A 22,650-nucleotide genomic window follows, 5' to 3' on the forward strand; every position below is an offset into this window, starting at 1 on the left:
TGTTGCAATTAACTGCTGGCGGTAACGGATAACCCTTCGACAATAACAGATGGAGTATAAATAGAACCATTCCAGTTAGCATCTCCTCCGACATTAACTACTTGCTTTAAGGCGGTGTAGACATTTCCAGAAACCATGGTATTTTTAACCCGACCGACAACGTGACCATTTTCAATGCGATATCCCAGATCGACATTAACGGAAAATTCCCCAGTAATTCCGGCCGCCGCTCCTAACATCTGATCAATAATTAGACCGTGGTCTAGCTGTTTAATTAAGTCTTGCATAGAGTCGCGTCCGGGTTCAATTAACAAATTGAATAATCCGGGGGTAGGATAACTATTCAAATTGGCTCGAAACCCGTTCCCTGTGGTACCACTACCGAGGGTGCGCCCGGTAGTTAAATCAGTATAAAATAGCTTGAGTATGCCATCTTGAATAAAGACAATGGGACGGGTGGGAATTCCCTCATCATCAAAGGGGCAGCTAAACGGCCCTAGGGCGGGTTTCTGAGAGAGGGTAAGGGAGGTAGACACAACTTGGGTTCCGAGGCGATCGCTCCAGGGAGAAGACCGTTCTAGGACTTGTTTACCATTGAGAGCAGCGGAAACTGTACCCCATAACATATCTGCGGCTTTGGCGGTAAATAAAATGGGGACGCGCCCAACCAAGGGGGGTGCGTTTTCCCTAGCCCATTCCAGGCGCTGGAGAATGCGTTGGCTCAATAACTGTGGTTCAAGGCTACCCCGTTGAGTCTGACCGTCGGAAATGTAGAGAAAATCATTTTCCTGGACTAATTCGGTTTCCAAATAAGCGCTGAGGGTTGTATCGGTGTGGCTACAATCAAGACCTCTGGAATTAATCAGGCGGGTTGATTCGACTTCACAATCCCATTCTCCTGAGCAGATAATATCTGGGTAGATGTCTCGAATGCAGCTAATGGTCTCTTTTCCCCAGGCCATAAGCTGTTCTAGTTCGATGGAATTTCCGATCGCCGGATAGTGATTTAGGGAAGTATCATCGGCTATGGTAATGGTTTCTGGGTGATTAAGGGCTGATAGAGCGATCGCTCGCTCGACTAATTTTTGAGGGGGAACTGCACCGTGGGCGACAGCCAATCCGGGGCAGCCATCGCGCCACAATCGCAGAACAATTCCCTCTGATTCAATCCGTTCGATTTGTTTGAGTCGGTTAGCTTCAAAAAAGAGGGGGCGAGCTTGGGACGTAGCTCGGAATACCTCCGCCACTTCTGCTCCGGCTTTTGCCGCCAACTCCAGAAGCTGTTCGGCTATCTGGTCATGGGTCATGGATGGTCGATTCTGCCATAGCTTTCACATCGTTACATCCTACCCTGTGGCGAGCCACAAAAACCGGGTATTTTCCAGAGAGATTACCAAAGGGAGATTAATCGGTCTCCTGGGGCCCAAAGACCATTTGCAGAACCATGGCTTCACCTCCGGTCTGATGATAGCGATCGGCCCACTGGCGAATGATCTCATCTAACTCTTCTAAGGCTGACTCAATGCGATCGCTGGGAATATCCAATTCCTCCAAAACCCGCATTACCTTGGGCTGACGTTCCGCCCAGTCCCTCATTAAACGGAAATACCTAGCGGTATCTTCCACCATAATATAGGTGCGTTCTTCCTGATCTTCGGGAGAATAGGAAGCGCGGGTCAGAGCATAGAAAGGCATCCCCCAAGGAGAATCTATTTTAGTGACTGTCCCAGAGTAGATCAAGCGTCGCTTAATATGTTCTGTTAAGGCTTCACTTAATGGCATCCGTCTACTAGGTTCGATGTCTTCTTGAGAACGTCTATGGAGAAACTCAATCAATTCCATAAACTGAAAAGAGTTGATCAATTGAGCATCGGGTAAATACTTGGGTAAACGACTTTCAATTACCCGTTTTTCTTCTTGAGTTAAACTGCTACCCGGGACTCTGGCTTTTCCCGGTTGCCAAGGGTACTGCTCTAGCCACACATAGGGAAACTGAATCAGATAGCGAGGTTCCGTAGAACCCAACATTTTTAAGAGCTTCCCTTCGGTCAGTGCTTCCCGGACTTCCTCAACAATCACTTTCACCCGTTTGGGTTCAATATGATGTAGGTGTCCGGTCATGCGGAGGTTTTCACCCTGCTCCATATAAGTTGTATAGATAGCACATTTAGCGGCAGTTGCCGCCGCATCTAAAAATGCCCCATGTCTATGCCCACTGGTTCTCATGGCGCTAAAAGCCAAATAAAGCATGATCTGATCCATGCCACTGGGGCTAAGGCTTTTGATCAGATCTGTATCTTTTTTCATGACAATCCCTGGAATTTCATAAATAATATATGAGATGAATGGTATTATCCCCATTAGTGAGAATGGGTTATCTTACCCAGATCTATTGCTGAGTAAATAAATAAACGACTGGAGACCGCGCAGTTTCTATCCCTGATGCTAGTATGGGTTTGCCACGGGGACTTATGACCGGGCGCAACCTATTTTATTAGACAACTTACCTGGCCTTTCCTCAATTGGTAATATAGTAGTTTGGACGCACCCTCGGCACTCAGGGCTTTCCAATTGAGATTAGTTTAGTTTAGATATGCTTATTATACACACAAAACCGCCCAACATCCATAAACTCATGGAAATGTTCGGCAGTTGTGGTCTTTATAGATTGGTTGTATTTGTTGACAAATACTCGGATTTATGTTCTAAAATTTATTGGGGCTAAAACATGACACTAGAAGGGGATTTTCCTACCGGAATCATCAGTCATTGATTAGCGGCCACTGCCACGATGGGGAAACAGGGATTCTGATGGAGATGTTTGCTCGAATGTCTCAGCAAATCCCCGTCGGGGTGTTCCTTGCCAGGGACTGCGGGAGCCATGATGCTCCGTTTGCGCTGATAGCATATATTGATTAGTCATCGATTCTAATTGCTGTGTGGTTGGGGCTAGTTCCATCGCTTTCGCGGGACTGGCAATGCCTAACAACAGCAACATAGAAAAGCCAAAAGTAGGGTTGAGTTTCATGGAAATGTCCGTATTAAAGCGTCCATTTCCTGATACCAATCTAATAGGCCTATATCAGGATAATCTGATAATTTTTTTGTTCACCCCTACGGTACTGGTGGCGCTGACATCTACGGCTAGGGGTTGACAGCTCTCGGACAGTCATGATAATATGAAAAAAGTATAGGTTATAATATAAATCTGTTAACTTTTTAAAAAAATGTCAATATTCCTATTATGATATAGACTACCACGGGGATATCGCTTTTGTCAACCCCCCAGTCATAAAAGGCGATTTTTTTTGTTACAAAACTTAACATAACTCTTTGATGACTTCGACGAGTAGCCAGCGACCGGCGGAGTTGTGTCGTCCGCAAACAGTGATGGGGGTAGCGGTAGGGATGGTTTGTAATTGTTGATTGATGTGTGGGTGTAGGGTGACGAGACTCCAGACCTGACCGAGGAGTGAGTGAGGTTGAGAGAGGGTGAGGGTATATTCTTGGTCTGGGTGGCGGTGAAATTGTCCGCTAAATTCAGATAGTGAGGGTGATATGAATTGGGGAGGGTTGGGGGAGGGTTGGGGAATTTCGCCAGTTATGGGATAGGCTTGTGGGTGGTCTAAATAGTATTGTTGCCATTTTTGCCAATCGGGGCGATCGCCTGTAAGGTTAAACAGGGGAATAATGGCGGCGGGGGCTATGGGGTCAGTTAATAGTGCTTGTTGAAGCGATCGCACTGATAGCATTCGGGGAGATATGCGCTGTTGGACAGATAAAGCCGCAGCCATTCCCGCCGCCTGTCCGATACCCAAAACCACAGGTTGTAGACGGGTAGCGCCATTAGCGATATGGGAAACGGAAATATTTTTCTCAGCCACAATTAAGCCTTCTGTAGTTTCTGGAATTAGGGTACTATAGGGGATAGTAAAGGGGGTTCCCGTCCAGCGACCTCCCCAGCGCAGTAGTTTAAGTTTAACTGGTAGTAACCCGGCGCTGTAGTGATGATCATTGGGATAATTACCAATGGCGATCGCCTCACATTGTCCATTGTGGTCTATAGGTAAGGGGGCGACGCGACCCTCTGAGATAGGTAAAATATGATTTTCTGTAATAGTTTGGACTCCACACAGGCGGCGACTTTCGCGGTAGTAGGGGTGAATAGCAAAAGCGCCCAGTTGCTGAGGAGTTAAGCCTAGGTCAGTTTTCCAAGCTGATAGAGTATGGGGAAATATGTTCTCAGCCAACCCGTAGCGCCTTCCTAGGTGCTGTTGAATAAAGGCGGCGAAATTTAAACTATGCTGTAGACTTTCCCGCCAGAATGCCTGTTTTTGTGGGGCTGAAGCCATCAAACGATTTAATCCTACTCCGTAATCATTACCTTTATGGGGCCAGTTAATCATAATTAACCCCCCAGGTAGGCGACCATAGTTGAGGAATTGTTGGGGGTCGTAACCATCCCAAGCCCCCTGAAATTTGCTAAAATCTGCTTCTGGGGTAGGTTTAATGGCTGGGGCTTCTGTGCCAAAATCTTGTAATAAGACTACCCAGGTGGGATCTTGTACTGGACAATTATCGGTAAATTGGTTAGGTTTAATGGGAGCGCTAGGTTCAAGCCATTGCTGTTGCCATTCCCAACCCCAGCGATAGGGAATTTCAGCTTGAGCTAAAATATCCCCTAATTCCGTGGCATCAATGGTAACTTGGGCATTAATGGTAAAATCTTTGAATCTGACCCCAGTAATGCGATCGCCTTTCCGCAATACTTCTAGGGGTGCATATCCAGAAATCCAATGTAGATTTTTTGGGGATTTTACCCAGTCTGACCAAATTTGCGCCCCTATGCGGGGGTCATAATTAAAAAAGCTAACCCATCCCCAGTCTAAACCAGTGGGTTGTTTTTGTCTAAGTTCTCTTAAAAAAGCACCCCATAAACCTGTCTGAAAGGCTACTAATTCGTTACCGTCTGGTGCAGCTACTCCGGCGGAGGTTAACATTCCTCCTAACCAGGAAAATTCACTGACTAAAATAGTATGAGCGCCACGACGGGCACTCTGGAGGGCGGCGGCGGTTCCCCCTGTACCTCCACCAACTACTAAAACATCTGTGTTCAATTGTTCCATGAATCCCGGCAACTGTCAATCACAAAATATATTTATAACACAATTCGGCGATTCTGAAAATAGGCGGATAATTTTAAATGCACAATATCATCAAACATAAAATCCTCAAAAACGGGTTTATTTATAAAACCGAAAACCTCTATTTTTTCCTGTTCAAAGTCTCCGGTGTTTGTTTAACCTTGCTGTTGATGCCTCTCCCAGCTTGGGGGCAGTTTTTACCACCGCCACCCATGCCGACAATTAATAATGGGTCTAATAATAATGGGTCTAGTAATTTGTCTCCTGTGTTATCTGGGGAATATATTTTAGGGTCGGGTGATAGCATAGAAATTGATATTTTTAATGTGCCGGAATATAGTGGGGAAAGAGGCCGTCATCAGGTGTCAGTAGATGGAACTTTAAACCTCCCGTTAATTGGGAGAGTGGCGGTTCAGGGAATGACGATAGAGCAAGTTTCTGACCTGCTAAAAGAACGATATGGGGAATATTTACAAAGACCACTGATCACGGTAAAATTATGGGAGAGGAGACCTGTTCAAGTGGCGATCGCCGGAGAAGTTAAAAGACCCGGTTCTTATACAGTATCGGGTAATTCCCAGCCGCAAAATATGGGGGGTGTTTCTAGTGCTGCTACAGTAACGGGGGTTTTGCGAATGGCTGGGGGAATAACTACTAGCGCCGATATTCGCCAGGTAAAAATCCGTCGTCCTGGGGTGGGAGGTGAGGAGACTATTGTTAATCTTGATTTGTGGGAACTTCTCCAAAATGGTGATCTGAGTCAAGATCTAGCCCTGAGAGATGGAGATAGGATATATATTCCGACTGTTACAAATATTAATCGCCACGAAGCGCGTCAGTTATCTAGTGCTAATTTTGCTAGTAATGCTGACGGACCGATTAATGTGGCGGTGGTGGGGGAGGTGAACCGACCGGGAACCCATATCCTTAGCATTGACACCATGGCTGCGACTGAGGGGGAAAATGTATCGGAGTTGCGAGGTATAGCTGGAGTTGATTTGGTTGGGGTGTTTACAGTCACCAGGGCTATTAAAGTGGCGGGAGGAATTACGCCGGAAGCAGATATTCGACAAATTCGGGTGCGGCGCATTAGTCGCACCGGGACGGAACAAACTGTTATAGTTGACCTATGGCAACTTCTACAAGAGGGGGATCTCCAGGAGGATATTACTTTACAGGGAGGGGATACAATTATTGTGCCTAAAGCCCAGGCTGTAGATGCTACAGTTTCTGGTAATGTGGCAACAGCTAGTTTTTCTCCGGGTATAATGCGTGTTAGTGTGGTGGGGGAGGTTCTACAGCCGGGGACAATTACGGTGCCGCCTAATAGTTCCCTAAATCAGGTGATTCTGGCGGCGGGGGGTTTGAAACGGGGTCAGGCTGACTCCAATGGGGTAGAACTAATCCGTATATCTCCGGATGGGACTGTTTCTCGAAGGGTGATCTCGGTTAATCTATCGGATGATGTGAATGAGGCTAATAATCCGGTTCTGAGAAATAACGATGTAGTTATGGTGAACCGTTCAGGGGGTGCGGCTTTTCGGGAGGGTGTGGGTACGGTTGTCAATACTTTAAGTCCGATTAATAATGTTTTGGGTTTTCTGCGGTTTATAAGTATCTTTTAGGGCGGGGATTTTCAGACTGTGAAAAACTCATTTTATAATTAGTTAGCGCACCTAAATAGTAAAGGTTAAAGTAGCATCATGAAGAAGGCTAGACGTTCTCAGTTATCGATGATTTATACTCGGAGTTCACCTAGGGGAGGGATGGAATTTTCCCCCTGGTATCAGGGAGATTTGGAAGCGAGAAATGTTGAGATAATGACGGCTAAACAGAGGGGAATATTTGGGAAAATTGCGGATCTGTTTTGTCGGCGCTGGTTGGTGGTGTTGGGTGTGGCTGCGACAACAGTAACGGGGGTTTATTGGTGGACGGTTGAACAATTACCTGAGTATAGAGGGACGTTTCAACTGTTAATAAGTTCCTCAGATGAACTGGGGGGGTTAGACGAAGCATCTCAGTTAAAAATGCTAAAAAGTCCCCAGGTGATGGCTGATATTTTGGAGAATATTCAAAGTCGCTACCCGGAAGTTGATTATCGGTTTCTATTTAATGATAACTCTGGGAGTCCCTTGGAATTGCAAATGCTAGAGGGTACTAAGATTTTAGAGGTGAGTTACCAAGATAGTGAACCGCAAAAGATTAAGTTTATTCTGGAGGCGATCGCTTCGGGATATCTGGAATATCATCGGGGGTTACAACGTCCGTCGGAAACTAGCCAAAAGCTGGAGATGATTAACCAGAAAATTAATCCCCTAGTGACCCAGGTAAATAACCTCAAACGAGAAATTGTGAATCTTCAGCAGGAACATCTGATGATTACGCCGGAAGTTACCAGTCGTCAAATAAGCGATCGCTTAGGGATGATAGAAACGGAAAGACTACAAACCCAAACCCAACTCCAAGAGGAAAATTCTCGGTATTTAACTCTACAACAACAGCTAGGACTGGACCCCCAACAGGCGATGATGGCTTCGGCTTTAACAAATTCTCCTCGCTATCAAACCCTACTACAAAAACTCTTGGCTGTGGAAACAGAGGTAGCTGTAGAGTCGGCTAGGTTTAAGGAAACATCCCCACAAATTCAATCTTTGTTAGACCAACGCAATCATTTATTACCATTACTCCAAGAAGAGGCGGTGCGGGTTTTGGGTCAAGATTTAACTACTGTAGACCCCAGTATTTTAAGCCACCAAGACTCGCTGCGAATGGGATTAATTCAGCAGATGATGGTAACAGCCCATCAGATAGAAATGCTACAGGTACGCGATCGCGTTTTACAAACAGCAGCGACCAGTTTACAAGAATACTCTCAAAGTTTACCGGAAGTCATCCGCCGCTACAGGGACTTAAATCAGGAGCTAGAAACCGCTACCACCCGACTAAATGACTTATCGGATCGCCAGGCGGAACTAGAATTAACTATAGAACCGCCTATTAGATCCTGGCAATTAATCGCCCCCCCAATGATTCCTCGCCTACAAGCCGGACAACTAGAGACGGTTTCGCCGAATATTCCCCTAAATCTGGCTTGGGGAGGATTAGCGGGTTTGGGCCTGGGAATGATTATAGCTCAATTGGTCGATCGCCTTAATAATGTGTTCCACAACAGCGAAGAAATAGCCGAGAATACTCCCATTCCCCTGTTAGGGGTAATTCCAGCCAGCGATGATGCTTTGATGCTTCCGGCTAATTCTCGCTTGACTGGGGAGAGCGATGTTTTACCAAATTTGTCGATGGTCCCCTGTTCTGTGTTTCACGAGGCTTTCCGATCACTTACGGCTAATTTACGCCAATTGGCTACGGAATCACCAATCAACTCCTGTGTGATTAGTTCCGCACGACCTGCAGATGGTAAGTCTACTGTAGCCCTAAATTTAGCGATTGGGGCGGCGGCGATGGGTCAGCGGGTGTTATTGGTAGATGCTGATTTGCGTAACCCCCGTATTCATTCGATGTTGGGGGTGTCTAATTTACAGGGTCTCAGTGATGCGATCGCTGGTAATATGGAGATCGAGAGTTTGATTAGGCGATCGCCATCGGACGAAAATCTGTTTGTTTTAACTTCTGGTCCTTTACCAGTTGACCCGACTCGAATGCTGGCTTCCGCGCGAATGCAGCAAGTTATGGCTGAACTTCGACAACAGTTTGATTTAGTTGTCTATGATACTGCTCCCCTGTTGGGTTTAGCTGACGCTAATTTGCTGGCTTCCCACACCAATGGGTTGATGATGGTGGTGGGGTTGGGAAAAACTGATCGATCAGCTTTTGGTCTGGCTATGCGAGAGTTGGAAATGGCTGGAGTCCCCATTTTGGGTATGGTTGCTAATGGCGATCGTCAGGAAACTAATTATTATTACAGTCAACGCTAAAGTTCAACTATCCGGGGAAGCTACTACACAAAATGTCGTTTTTGTCAAGACCCCCAAAAATAGCCCCCGGATTTTTCGGAAAAACTCGTGAATCGCAAATTTAATATTTTGGTCAGAGAATAACTTTTCGGGCGATAGAATGCGGGTTGTAGCCTCTGTTTTTGAATCAAGGCATAGTAACCCCTTGGGTGCGATTTATTTGAGGATACCACAACCCCTATAATCTCGTCAACTATTTGCGAGGGATTTTCAACAAAATCGCAACAATTCTTAACAATATTTTGCGATTCAAATTTATCTCCCCAGACAAATTAGCAAAACTTATGTTATGGGCAGGATTTTGATGAGTATCTTCACGGTTGTAGACCATCATCAACGGAGGGTAAATTAACCGTAAAAGAAGCGTGATTTTTCGCTAGAATATGCGATCGCAGAGTTAAGCATCAATTGAGTAGCTTCTTCAGCAGGTAAAGCCTTAGAAAACAAATTATTATTTATTACCGTCAACCCTGAAGTTGAACTACCCGGAAAACGTCTACGCACAAAATGTCGTTTTTGTCAACACCTCTAAAAATGGCCTTCTGATTTTACCCAAAAACTCGTGAATCGCAAATTTAATATTTTGGTCAGAGAATAACTTTTCGGGCGATAGAATGCGGGTTGTAGCCTCTGTTTTTGAATCAAGGCATAGTAACCCCTTGGGTGCGATTTATTTGAGGATACCACAACCCCTATAATCTCGTCAACTATTTGCGAGGGATTTTCAACAAAATCGCAACAATTCTTAACAATATTTTGCGATTCAAATTTATCTCCCCATACAAATTAGCAAAACTTATATTATGGGCAGGATTTTGATGAGTATCTTCACGGTTGTAGACCATCATCAACGGAGGGTAAATTAACCGTAAAAGAAGCGTGATTTTTCGCTAGAATATGCGATCGCAGAGTTAAGCATCAATTGAGTAGCTTCTTCAGCAGGTAAAGGTTTAGAAAACAAATAACCCTGACCATAATCACAGCCAAGATGGTGCAAAAACTGCATCTGTTGTCGAGTCTCAATACCTTCGGCGGTAACTTCTAGCCCCAAGTTATGAGCGAGGGAAATAATAGCCTTGATAATTTGCTGAGGCTGATTGTATTTATCGATATAATGACTGGGTTCTTCCTGTAATCGCTGTACAAATGATTGGTCGATTTTCAAACTTTTAAGTGGTAATTGATGCAGATAACTCAAAGAGGAGTATCCCGTCCCAAAATCATCAATAGCTAGGTGAATTTTGCGTGCTTTTAGTTGTGCTAAAGCAATCAAAGCCGTCTGGAAGTTCTCAACTAACATACTTTCGGTAATTTCCAGTTTGATGCTTTTCGGGTCGCAATTAGTTCTGGCTAAGATGGCATCAATTTGTTCTATAAAATTAAGCTGATTGAGTTGCTTACCAGACAAATTGACACTGATAGTTAAGGTAGAATAAACGGATTGGGGAGACCTATCCCAGCTTTGAAGTTGTTGTTTCCAACTACTAAGCTGACGGCAGGATTCTTCCAGGACCCAAGCGCCTAAAGGAACAATTAATCCGGTCTCTTCAGCTACAGGGATAAATTCAGCAGGTGACACTAATCCTCGGCGAGGATGTATCCATCTCACCAAGGCTTCAAAACCGACTATCCTACCAGTAATTAAACAGACAATTGGCTGATAGTGAATGATAAAGTCATTTAAACTGGGGAGTTGATTAGGCATGACAGATACATCAGAGATGGCTGAGGCTAACGGGTTGGACTCTGAGCTAGAGATGTGATGGGGTGTAAGATTAAGTTGCTGATATCCAAATATGGCTTTACGCAAATCAGTTTCTAATTGCAGAAGGGCGAGGGTTTGGGTGTGCATTGATAAATCAAAAACTTCTGATCGCGCCTTTCCCTGTTCTTTAGCATGATACATAGCGATATCTGCATCTCGGAGAAAATCTTCAGGATTGTTATATAATAAACAGTGATAGTTGTCGGTGTTTGCTGATTTTTTCAAGGCGTACCCGCGACTGGGTACAATACCAATACTAGCAGTAGTAAAAATTTCATGACCTTGGATATAGAAAGGCTGGCTGAGTTCTTGATGAATTTTTCCGGCTAATTCTAAGGCTTGTTGGGGGTCGGAAATGTGATCAACCAAAATGGTAAACTCATCCCCCCCTAATCTGGCGATGGTATCCCCAGGGTTGGTAACACAGACTTCTAGGCGATGAGCAATTTCTATGAGCAAGAAATCACCGATGACATGACCTAAACTGTCGTTGACAACTTTGAAGCGATCTAGATCCAAAAATAGAACCGCAAATTGATAATTCGAGTCCTCTTTAGAACGCCGTAATGCTTCGGAGAGTTTTTGGTTAAATAAACTGCGGTTAGGGAGTTCAGTTAAAGGGTCATAAAAGGCAGCTTGGAGTAGTTGGGCTTGGGCTTGTTTGCGATCGCTAATATCGCGGATAATGATTTGAATGGCATCACGACCATGATAATTAGTGGGAATTCCGGCAATTTCCACATCAATCATTTTGGCATCTAAGCGGATTAATTGTTGTTCAAAAAGACCCACAGATTGACGGTGTGACTCTCCGGGTAATTTTTGGTTGAGAATAACTGCGGTCTGGTCATAATCGAGAAAATCATAAATGGAACGACCGATGATATCTTCGGGTTTTTCAGCCCCGAACAATTGCCACCCGGCGCGGTTAATATAAACAATTTGCTCATCGCAGTAAATAGCAATGGTGTCGGGGGAGAGTTCTACTAACATCCGATAACGTTCTTCACTTTCTCGCAAGGCTTGTTCAGCTTCTCGTTGTCGCTGTTCAATTTCTTGGGCGGCGAGGAAGTCTCCTAAACCCTGTGCCATCAATTCAATAATTTCGCGATCTTCTGATTTAAAGGGTACAGTTCTCTGTGGTTGGTGAACAAAACTCAGTACCCCATAAATGCGATCGCCTACCCAAATGGGAGTACCGATATAAGATTCTAATGTAAGTGTCTGGTAGGCTTGGACTTGACTCCATTCCGGGTCAAGACCGGCTTGGGTTTGGGTAACGGTTTCCTGAGTGTGATATGGTTTAGCACAAAAGGTGTCGGCGATGTTCGCAGTTTGACCGATGGTAAATAAGTCGGAGTGAGGATAAACAAATTCTAAGCTATAGACTCCGGCGGAGATTTTACCAATTAAACCTGTTGACATTTGCAGCAATTCACACCCGGTCTGTAGATAGTCTTGAAACCTAGCTTCTAGGCTAGGATAAAGACGGGTAGTAATGCGATGTAGTTGTTTAAGTTTGCTGCTAAACTGCGCCAGGGCTTGGGATTTCGATAACAGGGTAACTTCCGCCTGTTTGTGATCGCTAATATCGGTTTGAATGCCTATAAAATGGGTGAGAAAGCCTTGACTGTTGTAGACGGGAGAAATTGACAATTCATTCCAAAAACTGCTACCGTCTGGGCGATAGTTTTGTAATTCAATATTACATTCTCTGCCCTGTTCAATGGCATTCCGTAACTCCGCCAAGGCTTTGGGGTCACTGTCTTTACCCTGAAGAAATCGACAATTGCGACCAATGACCTGATGGCGAGAATATCCGGTAATTTTCTCAAAGCCTGAGTTAGCAAAAATCACCCGGTTGTCTGAGTCGGTAGCATCGGTAATAATAATGCCATTGCGACTGCTGTTTATGGCTCGTTCCATCAATTGTAGCCGTTCATCAGCCCGCTGTCTCTCGATCGCCGTGGCGAGAATGTGAGCGATCGCCTCTAAAAAATGTACTTCATTTAAGGTAAAGTTATGAGGTCGGCGGGTATGTACACTCAACACCCCCCAAGGCTTGGAGTTAGCCCCTTTGGGTCCGGGAATAATCACACTCAAACCGCTGACAATTTTGTGGTTGTGTAGCAGAGGGGTTCCAGGGAAACGAGTTTCTACTCGCAGATCCTGAACGATTACGGCTTCACCCTGTTGGAGAGTGTAACCCGCCTGAGAATTAGGGGAGGCGGTAATTTGAGCAGACCCCACTAGCCCTGGTCGCCAACCGATACCCGAATGTAGTAAAAAAGCCTGATGATTGGGTAGTAATTCCAAAACCATGCAGCGACTAATTTTTAATGTTTCCTTGACCTGAGTAATCAATTTCCCGATCAGAGAGTCAAGGTCAGGGCTGGTGAGAGCAATTTGTCCAAATTTGGCGACGGCGGCTTGATAACTAGCCTCATTGTCTAGCTGCTTTTGGTTGGGGCGGCTTAGATTAGTCTTAATGTGTGAGAAAATTGTCAGAATAACCGGTTCAGGGGTTAAAGGTAGCGATCGCATAGATAGGCATACCCAACCAGTCCGCCGATCTGACAGGCGGATTTGAATTTCCACCGAGTCTATGACATTGCCTTGCTCAAACTGTTCCCGAATCTGCTGATAATGGTTAATTGATGTATAAATGAAGGATTCTTGATGTCCGATGAGATTTTCTCTTGACCCCTGCCATATTTCTAGCAAAGCTGTGTTACAATAGATAATGATGCCATCACCGTCACTCACCATGGCTGGTTGAGGTAGAGACTCGACCAGCATTGACATAATTTCTTGAGGGGTTTGTGACACTTTCTCACTCTCCGAGGAAAATTCTGTGTGATGGCGATCGCTCTGTCCCTTGGGGTCTATAAATTGATCTTGACACGCTTTTTGATGTTGGCCAGCCACTTTGGGAGTCCTGAAAATTATTGAATCAACAACCGCAACGGTAATAGCTTGTGATTACCGAGCAGATGCCCATGTAGTCTAATGCTTCCTATATTACACTATAATTTTACTATTTTTCTGGCAAATACACCTAGATAGTTAGACAAATTTACTAAATTTTAACAGATTGGGGATCAATAGCCCATCTATATAATCAAAGTTAATATACAGATAATCTGGGCGGTAATTGTAGTATAATATTAGTCTACTAGCGTTCATAAATTGTAGTGGCAGCTTCCGGTTCAGGCAAATTCTTCTCGGCAATTTGTAGGGTATTTTCAGCAGCAGAAAATCACCGAACCAAGGAGGTGATGAGAAGTGGAGGCAGCCAAAATCGGGAAATGTTGCCTAAAATACAGTTTTATGTGACTCGATATTATGTGGCTAATCTAGTTTCCAATGGAGCCCAGCGGGGAAATGAAATTATTGATGGTCAAAGCCCAAAGGGGAAACCATGAGATGGAATCAGAAGGATAATGGGTCAATTATCCTAGCCAATTTTGATGGATTCTAGGTAGCATAAAATAATCAAACGACAAGGAGAACAGAAGAATGATAGAAGCGTATCGTCAACAGGCCGCCGAACGCGCCCAACAGGGAATTCCGCCATTACCCCTAACTGCGGAGCAAACCTCAGAACTGTGCGAACTGCTGAAAAACCCACCGTCGGGGGAAAAAGAGTTTCTGATGGAACTATTGCGCGATCGCATTCCCCCCGGAGTAGATGAAGCGGCTTATGTGAAAGCGGGATTTCTGACAGCGATCGCCAAACGGGAAATCAGCAGTCCCCTCATCTGTCCCCAAGGAGCGATCGACCTACTAGGTACAATGGTAGGGGGGTATAACGTGCAATCCCTGGTAAGTTTCCTCAAGTCTTCCGACTCCAATATTGCCAGCGAAGCCGCCAACGCCCTAAGCAAAATCACCCTAGTATTTGACGCATTCAACGACATTCTAGCCCTGTCAGATATCAACCCTTACGCCAAACAAGTCCTAGACGCTTGGGCTAACGCCGCCTGGTTCATTCGCAACCCGAAAGTCCCCAAAGCCATAACCGTCACCGTCTTCAAAGTCCCTGGGGAAACCAACACCGACGACCTTTCCCCCGCCCCCCACGCCACCACCCGACCAGACATCCCCCTGCACGCCCTAGCCATGCTAGAGTCAAGGATGCCCGAAGGTATACAAACCATCGCCCAACTCAAACAAAAAGGCTATCCTGTAGCTTATGTTGGGGATGTAGTGGGGACTGGTTCATCCCGCAAATCTGCCATTAACTCAGTCCTGTGGCATATTGGGGAAGATATCCCCTTTGTACCCAACAAACGGCGGGGAGGCTATATCCTAGGTGGAAAAATCGCCCCCATTTTCTTCAACACCGCCGAAGACTCCGGCGCATTCCCGATAGAATGTGATGTCAGCAAAATAGAAACCGGGGACGTGATTACCATTCACCCCTACAAAGGCGAAATTACCAACGAAGCCGGGGAGGTTATTTCCACCTTCACCCTAAAACCGGAAACTATCCTAGACGAAGTACGCGCCGGGGGTCGAATTCCCTTGTTAATTGGTCGCAGCCTGACCGACAAAACCCGCGAAGCAATGGGACTAACCCCCAGTGAACTTTTCGCCCGTCCTGCTATGCCAGAAGATACCGGAGTTGGCTTTACCCTAGCGCAAAAAATGGTTGGGAAAGCCTGCGGACTCCCCGGAGTCCGTCCAGGTACCTCCTGCGAACCGATAATGACCACCGTAGGTTCCCAAGACACTACCGGACCAATGACGCGGGATGAATTGAAGGAATTAGCTTGTTTAGGGTTTTCTGCTGACCTGACTATGCAGAGTTTCTGTCACACCGCAGCCTATCCGAAACCTGTGGATATCAAAACCCACAAGCAACTTCCCGACTTCTTTGCTACCCGTGGCGGTGTGGCTTTGCGTCCGGGAGATGGTATCATCCACTCCTGGCTAAACCGGATGCTGTTACCCGATACGGTGGGGACTGGTGGCGATTCTCATACCCGTTTCCCCTTGGGTATTTCTTTCCCGGCTGGTTCGGGTTTGGTGGCTTTTGCGGCGGCTTTGGGGGCGATGCCTTTGGATATGCCAGAATCGGTTTTGGTGCGCTTTAAGGGGCAATTACAGCCGGGTGTGACGTTGCGGGATATTGTTAATGCTATTCCCTGGGTGGCGATGCAGCAAGGTAAGCTGACCACAGGTAAGGAGAATAAGCAAAATGTCTTCAATGGCCGGATTATGGAGATGGAAGGTCTACCTGATTTGAAGGTGGAACAGGCTTTTGAGTTGACTGATGCTACTGCGGAACGTTCCTGTGCTGGCTGTACGATTAAGCTGGGAACTGAGACTATTTCTGAGTATTTGCGATCGAATGTTGCGCTAATGCGGAATATGATTGCTCGTGGATATCAGGATGCTCGGACTTTAACCCGTCGGATTGCTAAAATGGAACAATGGTTAGCTAATCCTGAGTTGATGGAAGCTGACCCAGATGCTGAGTATGCGGATATTCTTGAGGTCAATTTGGATGAGATCGTTGAACCTATTGTGGCGGCACCTAATGACCCTGATAATGTGAAACTGATGTCTGAGTGTGCGGGTGACAAAATCGATGAGGTGTTTATCGGTTCTTGTATGACTAATATCGGACATTATCGCGCTGCTGCTAAGGTGTTAGAAGGTGCGGGTCCGGTGAAGGTGCGTCTGTGGATTTGTCCGCCTACTCGTATGGATGAACAACAGCTTCGGGAAGAGGGGGTTTATGGTACTTTTGCGGCTGCTGGGGCGCGGACGGAAATGCCTGGATGTTCTCTATGTATGGGAAATCAAGCACGGGTGGAAGATAATACGACGGTATTTTCTACTTCGACTCGCAACTTTAATAACCGTATGGGTAAGGGGGCTCAGGTTTATCTGGGTTCGGCTGAATTGGCGGCGGTTTGTGCGCTGTTGGGTCGCATTCCTACGGTTGAGGAATATATGGAGATTATCACCCAGAAAATCGACCCGTTTGCGGGGGATCTTTACCGCTATTTGAATTTTGATCAAATTGCTGGGTTTGAAGATGAGGGTCGGGTGATTCCTATTGAGCAAATGCCGAAAATTGAGGATGTTTTGGGTATCCCGGCTGGTGCATTAAGCAACTAGCTTATCTAATGCTGGGGAGGCGATCGCGCCTTCCCGGCTTTGGTGTAGAATGGTGGGGAGGCGATCGCGCCTTCCCTGCACAGTGATAAAGAAAGACGATGCCAGCGAAGGATCTTTACCATGATGCTGTCAAAAATGCACGGATAAAGGACGGGTAGACGATTACTTTCGACCCATATTTCATCAAGTATGCAGAAGTCAAATTGATGGCAGATTTAGCTGGCAAAAAATCGATTTCCGCGACGAAAGGAGGGCGACAGATCGTCATCGAAGTGAAAAGTTTTATCGGGCGTTCTCCGATGGGCGAATTTGAGACGGCATTGGGTCAATATTTGATTTATCAAACTTTTCTTTCTGTCACCCATCCTGGAAGTCCCGTTTACTTGGCAGTTGGTAAAAGCATTTATGAAAAATTTTTTAAGCAGGTTGCGATCGAACTAATTTTGCAAAAATTTCAAGTTTTAATGTTAGTTGTTGATATTAAAAATGAGGAGATTGTAGAATGGATAAATTAGCCCATTATCAAAATATCATCAAAGACGTTCTGAGTCAATATGATAAGCTATCATCCCAAATCCCCGATCCAGACATCGATGAAATCCTGATATTTGACGATGAAAGAAGTCAATATCTTTGGTTTAATGTAGGTTGGAAAAATAATCGGCGAGTGAATGCGGCTTCTGTGTATGTTCGGATCAAAAATGAGAAAATTTATATTGAGGAGGATTGGACGGAGGAGGGCATTGCAACTGAGTTGTTGAGGGAGGGTGTACCGAAGGAGGATATCGTGTTGGCGTTTCACGATCCGGAGACTCGCAAGTTGACCGAGTTTGCTGTAGCTTGAAATGCCAGCAATTAAGGATATTTTCTGATATATTTGTTTCAGTGCAAGGGAGTTGCGTAAAATAGAAGAAAATGTACAAGACAACCGATAGATTTTATGGGGGTTTTTACATGAATACTTCGGCGGTGAAAGATGTCTCGTTTGATGAGGATTCGATAAAAGTCTTTTTGATGGATGGCCGTGCAATTTCCGTCCCTTTAGTTTGGTATCCTAAGCTATACCATGCCACGCCAGAACAGCGAGATGCTTGGGAGATTTGCGGCGGTGGATATGGTTTGCATTGGGAAGAAATTGATGAAGATTTGAGTACAGAAGGGATGCTGCGGGGCGCTCCTGCGCCCAGGGTCAGAAAATCAACTAAGGTCTCGGCATCAAAATTTGGTTAAAAAGAAATGGAAATTACAGAGATTACTCGTCGCGATATTGTTGAAAACGTTGATTGGGAACAATATTCTTGGCACGGCAGATTACCTGAAATAGACTTCTTGAACCGGCTTTATACCCTCGAAAATTTACCCTCAACAGATTCTCGTTTTGAGAATGCACAAAGTGATATTTGGCAGCATCGTATAAACAATGATGATTGGGAAAATGACTGGATATTCTACGATGATCGTTTCAGGCTAAATGATTATCAGGATAGCAGTTATTTCCTAAACTTCTTGTGTGAAACCTTGCATCCCATCGTCAGACATTTTGATGAAGTTCAAAAAATCCTTGAAATTTACAATAAATATTTGATGCTTGATGGATGCAAGCTACTCCCACAAGAATATATATCAAGCCGACCAATTTTTCAATATATTCCGTGTGAAAAGTCCAGCATAATTCCGGCATCTCTAAAATTAGAATACCAGATAGATGAGTTAATTAGAGTCGTAGCTATAACGTTTGCAAACGAGGGCGATACGGACATTGTTGCCATTCTTGTAGATTCTGATCCATATATCGAACTCAACAATAAATCACAAGAAAAAATTCTCAAGCTAGAAGTCCCGCTATACATATATGGAAAATTTAAAGAACGTTCTAATATAGGTGATTATGAATCAAAAATACACGTTGTCGTCAAGGATATTGTCAATCGGACTTTTAATGAGAATGTTAATGGTGTAACAATTACACCAAAGCTTGAGAGCAAACCCGAATGGAGAAAAGATGCTTGGCAATGGTTATTTGGTGAATCCGGTAAAATCAACAATCAAGGTCGCGTCAGGTCAGACAACATAGCTTCGCGAAAATGTGATGGTCTTTTATTTCGTTCTCCTCCTGAGATCAATTTATATAAAGCATTACAAACCCAAGAAATTACCTTTGCTCCTCTACCAGTGTTTGTTCGAGGAGGTTGTAATAGAAAAAGAATTGAACCTGATTTCGTTATTGTTCGAGAAGGTGTTTTTATGATTGTTGAAGTAGATGGAGATACTTTCCACACAGAGTCACCAGCAAAAGCTCATGAAAGAACTGAGATGCTTCATGGAGAAGGAGTTTATGTTGAAAGGGTTCAAGCAAAAGACTGTATGACAGAGGAAAAAGCGATTGCTTGTGCCGAAAAGATTTTACAGAGATTGAAACAAATAAAACGTAGTCGATGATAGCATCATTTAACCACTTCATGGCCAATGGTTAGATTGATCGGGAAAATTTTGTGATCGCTTTTTCAACCCGTTTAATTTTTGATACGATCGCACCCCCGAAACCAACAGCCCAGAAGTGCGATCGCCCCCCCGAAACCAACAGCCCAGAAGTGCGATCGCACCCCCGAAACCAACAGCCCAGAAGTGCGATCGCCCAATCTTTCAGGCTATAATAAACTTGATTAAGTCACCAGAATTATGATACCATCGCCATCCCATATCAAACAGCTTTACGATCGAGACTATCTCCAATGGCTGGAAGTGACGATCGCCCAGTTGCGATCGCGCCACTATAATGACGTAGATTGGGACAATTTAATCGAGGAAATCGAAGACATGGGACGGCGGGAACGCCACAGCCTTGAGAATAATTTGGTGGTGGTATTGCTGCATTTACTCAAGTGGGAATTTCAACCGAAATGGCGAACCGGAAGCTGGGAGGGGAGTATTATCGAACACCGTCGGCGTATCCGTCGGGCGTTAAAATCCTCTCCGAGTTGGCAGAATTATCTCGCCAGTGTCGTGGACGAATGTTATGCCAGTGCGCGAAAACAAGCGAGGGCGGAAACTCAGTTACCATTGGAGGTGTTTCCGGCGGCGTGTCCCTACGCGATCGCGGATATTTTAAAGGATGATTTTTTGCCGGGAGAGGATGAGAACGGGAGATAAAGATTGGCGATCGCACTCAAAACAACCATTATATCATCCAAAAAAATGATCGAATCAGAAATTCTGAAAAAAATACAAGGTACATCGATAGAAGAGCGTATCCTGATTATTGAAGCCATTTTGAAAACGGTCAAAAAGGATATGCGATCGCGACAGCCTTCCTGCCAAGATCAACCCCTGCATGGGAAGGTGATTCACTATGACGATCCCTACCAACCCGTCGCAGCAGATGACTGGGAAGCATTGCTATGATCGTTCTAGACACTCATATCTGGATTTGGTGGGTGGATGAAAACCCCAAGTTATCTCCCCAAAACCAGGAGAGCATTCAAACCCATCAAAAAAGTGGTCTGGGGATCAGCATCATTTCTTGTTGGGAGGTTGCTCAATTAGTCGAGAAAAACCGATTGAGTTTTAGTTGTTCTGTCGATGAATGGCTAGAACTTGCTTTAAGCTATCCGGGAGTTCAAATTTTAGAACTGAGCCTTCCAATTATACTTCAATCAAGTCAATTGTCTGGATTTCATTCGGATCCTGCCGATCAAATTATCGTTGCCACAGCCAAAGTTTATGACACATTCTTACTCACTCAAGATCAAAAAATATTGAATTATTCTGAAGTCAAAACTTACACAAAGGGCGATCGAACTTCCGAAACTCAGAATCAACCTTAAACCCCGTATCGGCGATCATCGGATATGACGTTATCGAAACAGCAATTGACAACACTTTACTGCGAAGATTACGTCCTCTGGATTGAGGAGACATTGGAACAATTGCGCGATCGCAATTATGACCAAGTGGACTGGGAAAACTTGCTCGAAGAAATTGAGGATATGAGTAAGCGGGAACGCAGCAGTCTTCGCAGCAATTTGGCGATGACGCTATTGCACTTACTCAAGTGGGAATTTCAACCGGAGTTGCGGACGGGAAGTTGGGCGGGAAGTATCACCGAACATCGCACGCGAATTTTAGATATTTTGGAAGATTCGCCGAGTTTGAAGAATTACTTACCGGAGGCGATTTTGTGGGCGTATCCCCGGACACGACGACAGGGGAAGGACGAGACGGGGTTGCCGTTGGAGGTATTGCCGGCGGAGTGTCCCTACGCGATCGCGGATATTTTAAATGATGATTTTTTGCCGGGAGAGGATGAGAACGGGAGATAAAGATTGGCGATCGCACCCCCGAAACCAACAGCCCAGAAGTGCGATCGCACCATCTTTCCCGCTATAATTGGGATAATCTAGTCTGTGCATGAGCCGGGGAGAAGCGGAAATTTGATTATTCTCTGTACTCATAACGATGGCGGGGTGGGAAAAACCACGTTAGCCGTCCATATAGCGGGTGTCTTACTCAGTCGGGGATATAGCGTCCTTCTCGTTGATTGTGATGATCAAGCAGACCTTTGGCAATTCTTCACCAAAGGTAAAATACCCACACAGTCCAAAGATTCAGAAGACCTAGAAAATAGTAAACTGATTTGGGATAAAGATAAAGGGTCACTCAAAGGAAAAGCTAATCCTGCTTATTTCGATCATGTCGTTTTAGATATTGATACCCCTCTTCAAAATACAGTTCAGGTGATACTGTGAAACGATCCAGATTTAATTTTGGTTCCCATCAATAAGTCTCAAAAAAAGAAGGCTCTGCGTAATCTTCCGAGAACTCTAAAAGTGATCTCGAAACTCGAATCTAAAATCGGGTTTAACCCCAAAGTTATTATTGTACCTTTAGGTATACCAGCCGAATCAGTTGAGGATGTTGTATCCCGAATACCATCTGACGAAAAACCTCGAAACTGTCGAACTGCTTCCCAGATGCCAGATTTGCAAGATGAAATTCAAGATGCAATTTATGAAGAGTATCAATATATTTGGGATGATGAACAGCATCAAGAATTATACTCTTATTTTGCTGAGTTTATAGAGGATTAATTGTAGGAAAAATAGGAGCCAATACAATGGTTAAAAAAGATTCATCAAGCACGAGGATAGAAGATGAGGCGATCGCCCAAGGTATTCACAACTTTGAGCGCCTAAAAAACCAGGAAAATCACAGCATAAAATATCAGTTAACCGAATCAGAAATTAACAAAATAGTCGCGCTCTCCAAAGCGCTGAGGACTGGAACTCAACAGTTGCCAGATTGGGCGATCAGCTATATTCATTTTGTCAATCAGCAAATCCAAGCAGAACAAACACAATCCCAAAAAGACTTGGCAGAAAATTGGACAAAATGGAAACAAAAACAAATCCAAAACTATCGACATGATTTGAAGATTCAACAAGACAGGATCAGTCATCCAGCCCAACAGAGCAGATATCATCGATCGCTCGAACTAAATACAGAAATATCTGATAAACTGGAAGCATTGGGCATGAAAGAAAATATCGATGAATGTATTTTTCTGGGAATCAGTTTAATGTATGAAAATTTAATCCTAGGTGCAACTTTGCCGATTGTCAAGGACAAACAAGTTTAGGGA

The 22,650-nt window shown here is 44.7% G+C and carries 23 protein-coding genes; 16 read left to right on the plus strand and 7 right to left on the minus strand.

The genetic code is table 11. The annotated features are described in order from the left end of the window. Positions 1–8: 8 nt before the first annotated feature. From N39L_RS06925 to N39L_RS06940, 4 genes are all read right to left on the minus strand, one after another. On the minus strand, positions 9–1,307 hold the full coding sequence (locus N39L_RS06925; protein WP_014274724.1) for a TldD/PmbA family protein: 1,299 nt from the start codon (positions 1,305–1,307) through the stop codon (positions 9–11). 97 nt (positions 1,308–1,404) lie between these two features. Then, positions 1,405–2,307 (minus strand): heterocyst differentiation master regulator HetR, encoded by a 903-nt coding sequence (gene hetR, locus N39L_RS06930; protein WP_014274725.1) that lies wholly within the window; start codon positions 2,305–2,307, stop codon positions 1,405–1,407. Between the two features lie 466 nt (positions 2,308–2,773). Continuing rightward, complete coding sequence (locus N39L_RS06935) at positions 2,774–3,067, minus strand: hypothetical protein (RefSeq protein ID WP_231852115.1); 294 nt, start codon at positions 3,065–3,067, stop codon at positions 2,774–2,776. 253 nt (positions 3,068–3,320) lie between these two features. Continuing rightward, entirely contained in the window at positions 3,321–5,126 is a 1,806-nt protein-coding gene (locus N39L_RS06940) for an FAD-dependent oxidoreductase (RefSeq protein WP_014274727.1), read from the minus strand. 77 nt (positions 5,127–5,203) lie between these two features. On the opposite strand from N39L_RS06940, the gene N39L_RS06945 reads away from it, so the two are divergent. Both N39L_RS06945 and N39L_RS06950 read left to right on the plus strand, forming a co-directional pair. Continuing rightward, positions 5,204–6,769, plus strand: a complete 1,566-nt coding sequence (locus N39L_RS06945) for an SLBB domain-containing protein (protein WP_014274728.1) — start codon at positions 5,204–5,206, stop codon at positions 6,767–6,769. Positions 6,770–6,847: 78 nt separating this feature from the next. Next, complete coding sequence (locus tag N39L_RS06950; RefSeq protein ID WP_043468098.1) at positions 6,848–9,076, plus strand: polysaccharide biosynthesis tyrosine autokinase; 2,229 nt, start codon at positions 6,848–6,850, stop codon at positions 9,074–9,076. 387 nt (positions 9,077–9,463) lie between these two features. On the opposite strand, the gene N39L_RS06955 is transcribed toward N39L_RS06950, so the two are convergent. Both N39L_RS06955 and N39L_RS06960 read right to left on the minus strand, forming a co-directional pair. Next, positions 9,464–9,619, minus strand: coding sequence for a hypothetical protein (locus N39L_RS06955; protein ID WP_158307545.1), 156 nt, complete (start codon positions 9,617–9,619; stop codon positions 9,464–9,466). A 358-nt stretch (positions 9,620–9,977) separates the two neighbouring features. Next, the gene (locus N39L_RS06960; RefSeq protein WP_014274730.1) at positions 9,978–13,808 is read right to left on the minus strand and encodes an EAL domain-containing protein; all 3,831 of its coding nucleotides are present in this window, start codon (positions 13,806–13,808) and stop codon (positions 9,978–9,980) included. Positions 13,809–14,074: 266 nt separating this feature from the next. Here N39L_RS06960 and N39L_RS06965 point away from each other — a divergent pair, with 266 nt between their 5' ends. From N39L_RS06965 to N39L_RS07015, 11 genes are all read left to right on the plus strand, one after another. Continuing rightward, the gene (locus tag N39L_RS06965) at positions 14,075–14,305 is read left to right on the plus strand and encodes a hypothetical protein (protein ID WP_014274731.1); all 231 of its coding nucleotides are present in this window, start codon (positions 14,075–14,077) and stop codon (positions 14,303–14,305) included. A gap of 94 nt (positions 14,306–14,399) precedes the next feature. Then, complete coding sequence (gene acnB, locus N39L_RS06970) at positions 14,400–17,012, plus strand: bifunctional aconitate hydratase 2/2-methylisocitrate dehydratase (RefSeq protein WP_014274732.1); 2,613 nt, start codon at positions 14,400–14,402, stop codon at positions 17,010–17,012. Positions 17,013–17,218: 206 nt separating this feature from the next. Next, positions 17,219–17,527, plus strand: a complete 309-nt coding sequence (locus N39L_RS06975; protein WP_006616342.1) for an element excision factor XisH family protein — start codon at positions 17,219–17,221, stop codon at positions 17,525–17,527. After that, entirely contained in the window at positions 17,515–17,856 is a 342-nt protein-coding gene (locus tag N39L_RS06980) for a XisI protein (RefSeq protein WP_006616343.1), read from the plus strand. The genes N39L_RS06975 and N39L_RS06980 overlap by 13 nt, the downstream gene beginning before the upstream one ends. A gap of 71 nt (positions 17,857–17,927) precedes the next feature. Next, complete coding sequence (locus N39L_RS06985) at positions 17,928–18,242, plus strand: DUF2442 domain-containing protein (protein WP_006616344.1); 315 nt, start codon at positions 17,928–17,930, stop codon at positions 18,240–18,242. 6 nt (positions 18,243–18,248) lie between these two features. Further along, entirely contained in the window at positions 18,249–19,451 is a 1,203-nt protein-coding gene (locus N39L_RS06990) for an AbiJ-related protein (protein ID WP_006616345.1), read from the plus strand. 53 nt (positions 19,452–19,504) lie between these two features. After that, positions 19,505–19,666, plus strand: a complete 162-nt coding sequence (locus N39L_RS06995) for a hypothetical protein (RefSeq protein ID WP_014274733.1) — start codon at positions 19,505–19,507, stop codon at positions 19,664–19,666. Between the two features lie 25 nt (positions 19,667–19,691). Then, positions 19,692–20,162 carry a DUF29 domain-containing protein gene (locus N39L_RS07000; protein ID WP_006616389.1) on the plus strand — a complete coding sequence of 157 codons (471 nt, stop codon included), beginning with the start codon at positions 19,692–19,694 and terminating at the stop codon, positions 20,160–20,162. A 45-nt stretch (positions 20,163–20,207) separates the two neighbouring features. Continuing rightward, complete coding sequence (locus N39L_RS07005; protein ID WP_014274734.1) at positions 20,208–20,414, plus strand: hypothetical protein; 207 nt, start codon at positions 20,208–20,210, stop codon at positions 20,412–20,414. Continuing rightward, a complete protein-coding gene (locus tag N39L_RS07010) occupies positions 20,411–20,836 on the plus strand; it encodes a type II toxin-antitoxin system VapC family toxin (protein ID WP_006616391.1) in 426 nt (141 codons plus the stop codon). The genes N39L_RS07005 and N39L_RS07010 overlap by 4 nt, the downstream gene beginning before the upstream one ends. A 24-nt stretch (positions 20,837–20,860) precedes the next feature. Then, complete coding sequence (locus N39L_RS07015; protein ID WP_035736242.1) at positions 20,861–21,331, plus strand: DUF29 domain-containing protein; 471 nt, start codon at positions 20,861–20,863, stop codon at positions 21,329–21,331. Here N39L_RS07015 and N39L_RS07020 read toward each other — a convergent pair. Then, on the minus strand, positions 21,287–21,463 hold the full coding sequence (locus N39L_RS07020) for a hypothetical protein (protein ID WP_161783013.1): 177 nt from the start codon (positions 21,461–21,463) through the stop codon (positions 21,287–21,289). The genes N39L_RS07015 and N39L_RS07020 overlap by 45 nt on opposite strands. 12 nt (positions 21,464–21,475) lie before the next feature. Between N39L_RS07020 and N39L_RS07025 the strand changes: the two genes are divergently transcribed. From N39L_RS07025 to N39L_RS07035, 3 genes are all read left to right on the plus strand, one after another. After that, positions 21,476–21,757 carry a nucleotide-binding protein gene (locus tag N39L_RS07025; protein ID WP_231852117.1) on the plus strand — a complete coding sequence of 94 codons (282 nt, stop codon included), beginning with the start codon at positions 21,476–21,478 and terminating at the stop codon, positions 21,755–21,757. Positions 21,758–21,838: 81 nt separating this feature from the next. Next, on the plus strand, positions 21,839–22,099 hold the full coding sequence (locus N39L_RS07030) for a hypothetical protein (protein WP_006616394.1): 261 nt from the start codon (positions 21,839–21,841) through the stop codon (positions 22,097–22,099). A 26-nt stretch (positions 22,100–22,125) separates the two neighbouring features. Further along, complete coding sequence (locus N39L_RS07035) at positions 22,126–22,647, plus strand: hypothetical protein (RefSeq protein ID WP_006616395.1); 522 nt, start codon at positions 22,126–22,128, stop codon at positions 22,645–22,647. Positions 22,648–22,650: the final 3 nt, after the last annotated feature.

It is taken from the genome of Limnospira platensis NIES-39, from assembly GCF_026000695.1.
Classification (GTDB): domain Bacteria; phylum Cyanobacteriota; class Cyanobacteriia; order Cyanobacteriales; family Microcoleaceae; genus Limnospira; species Limnospira platensis.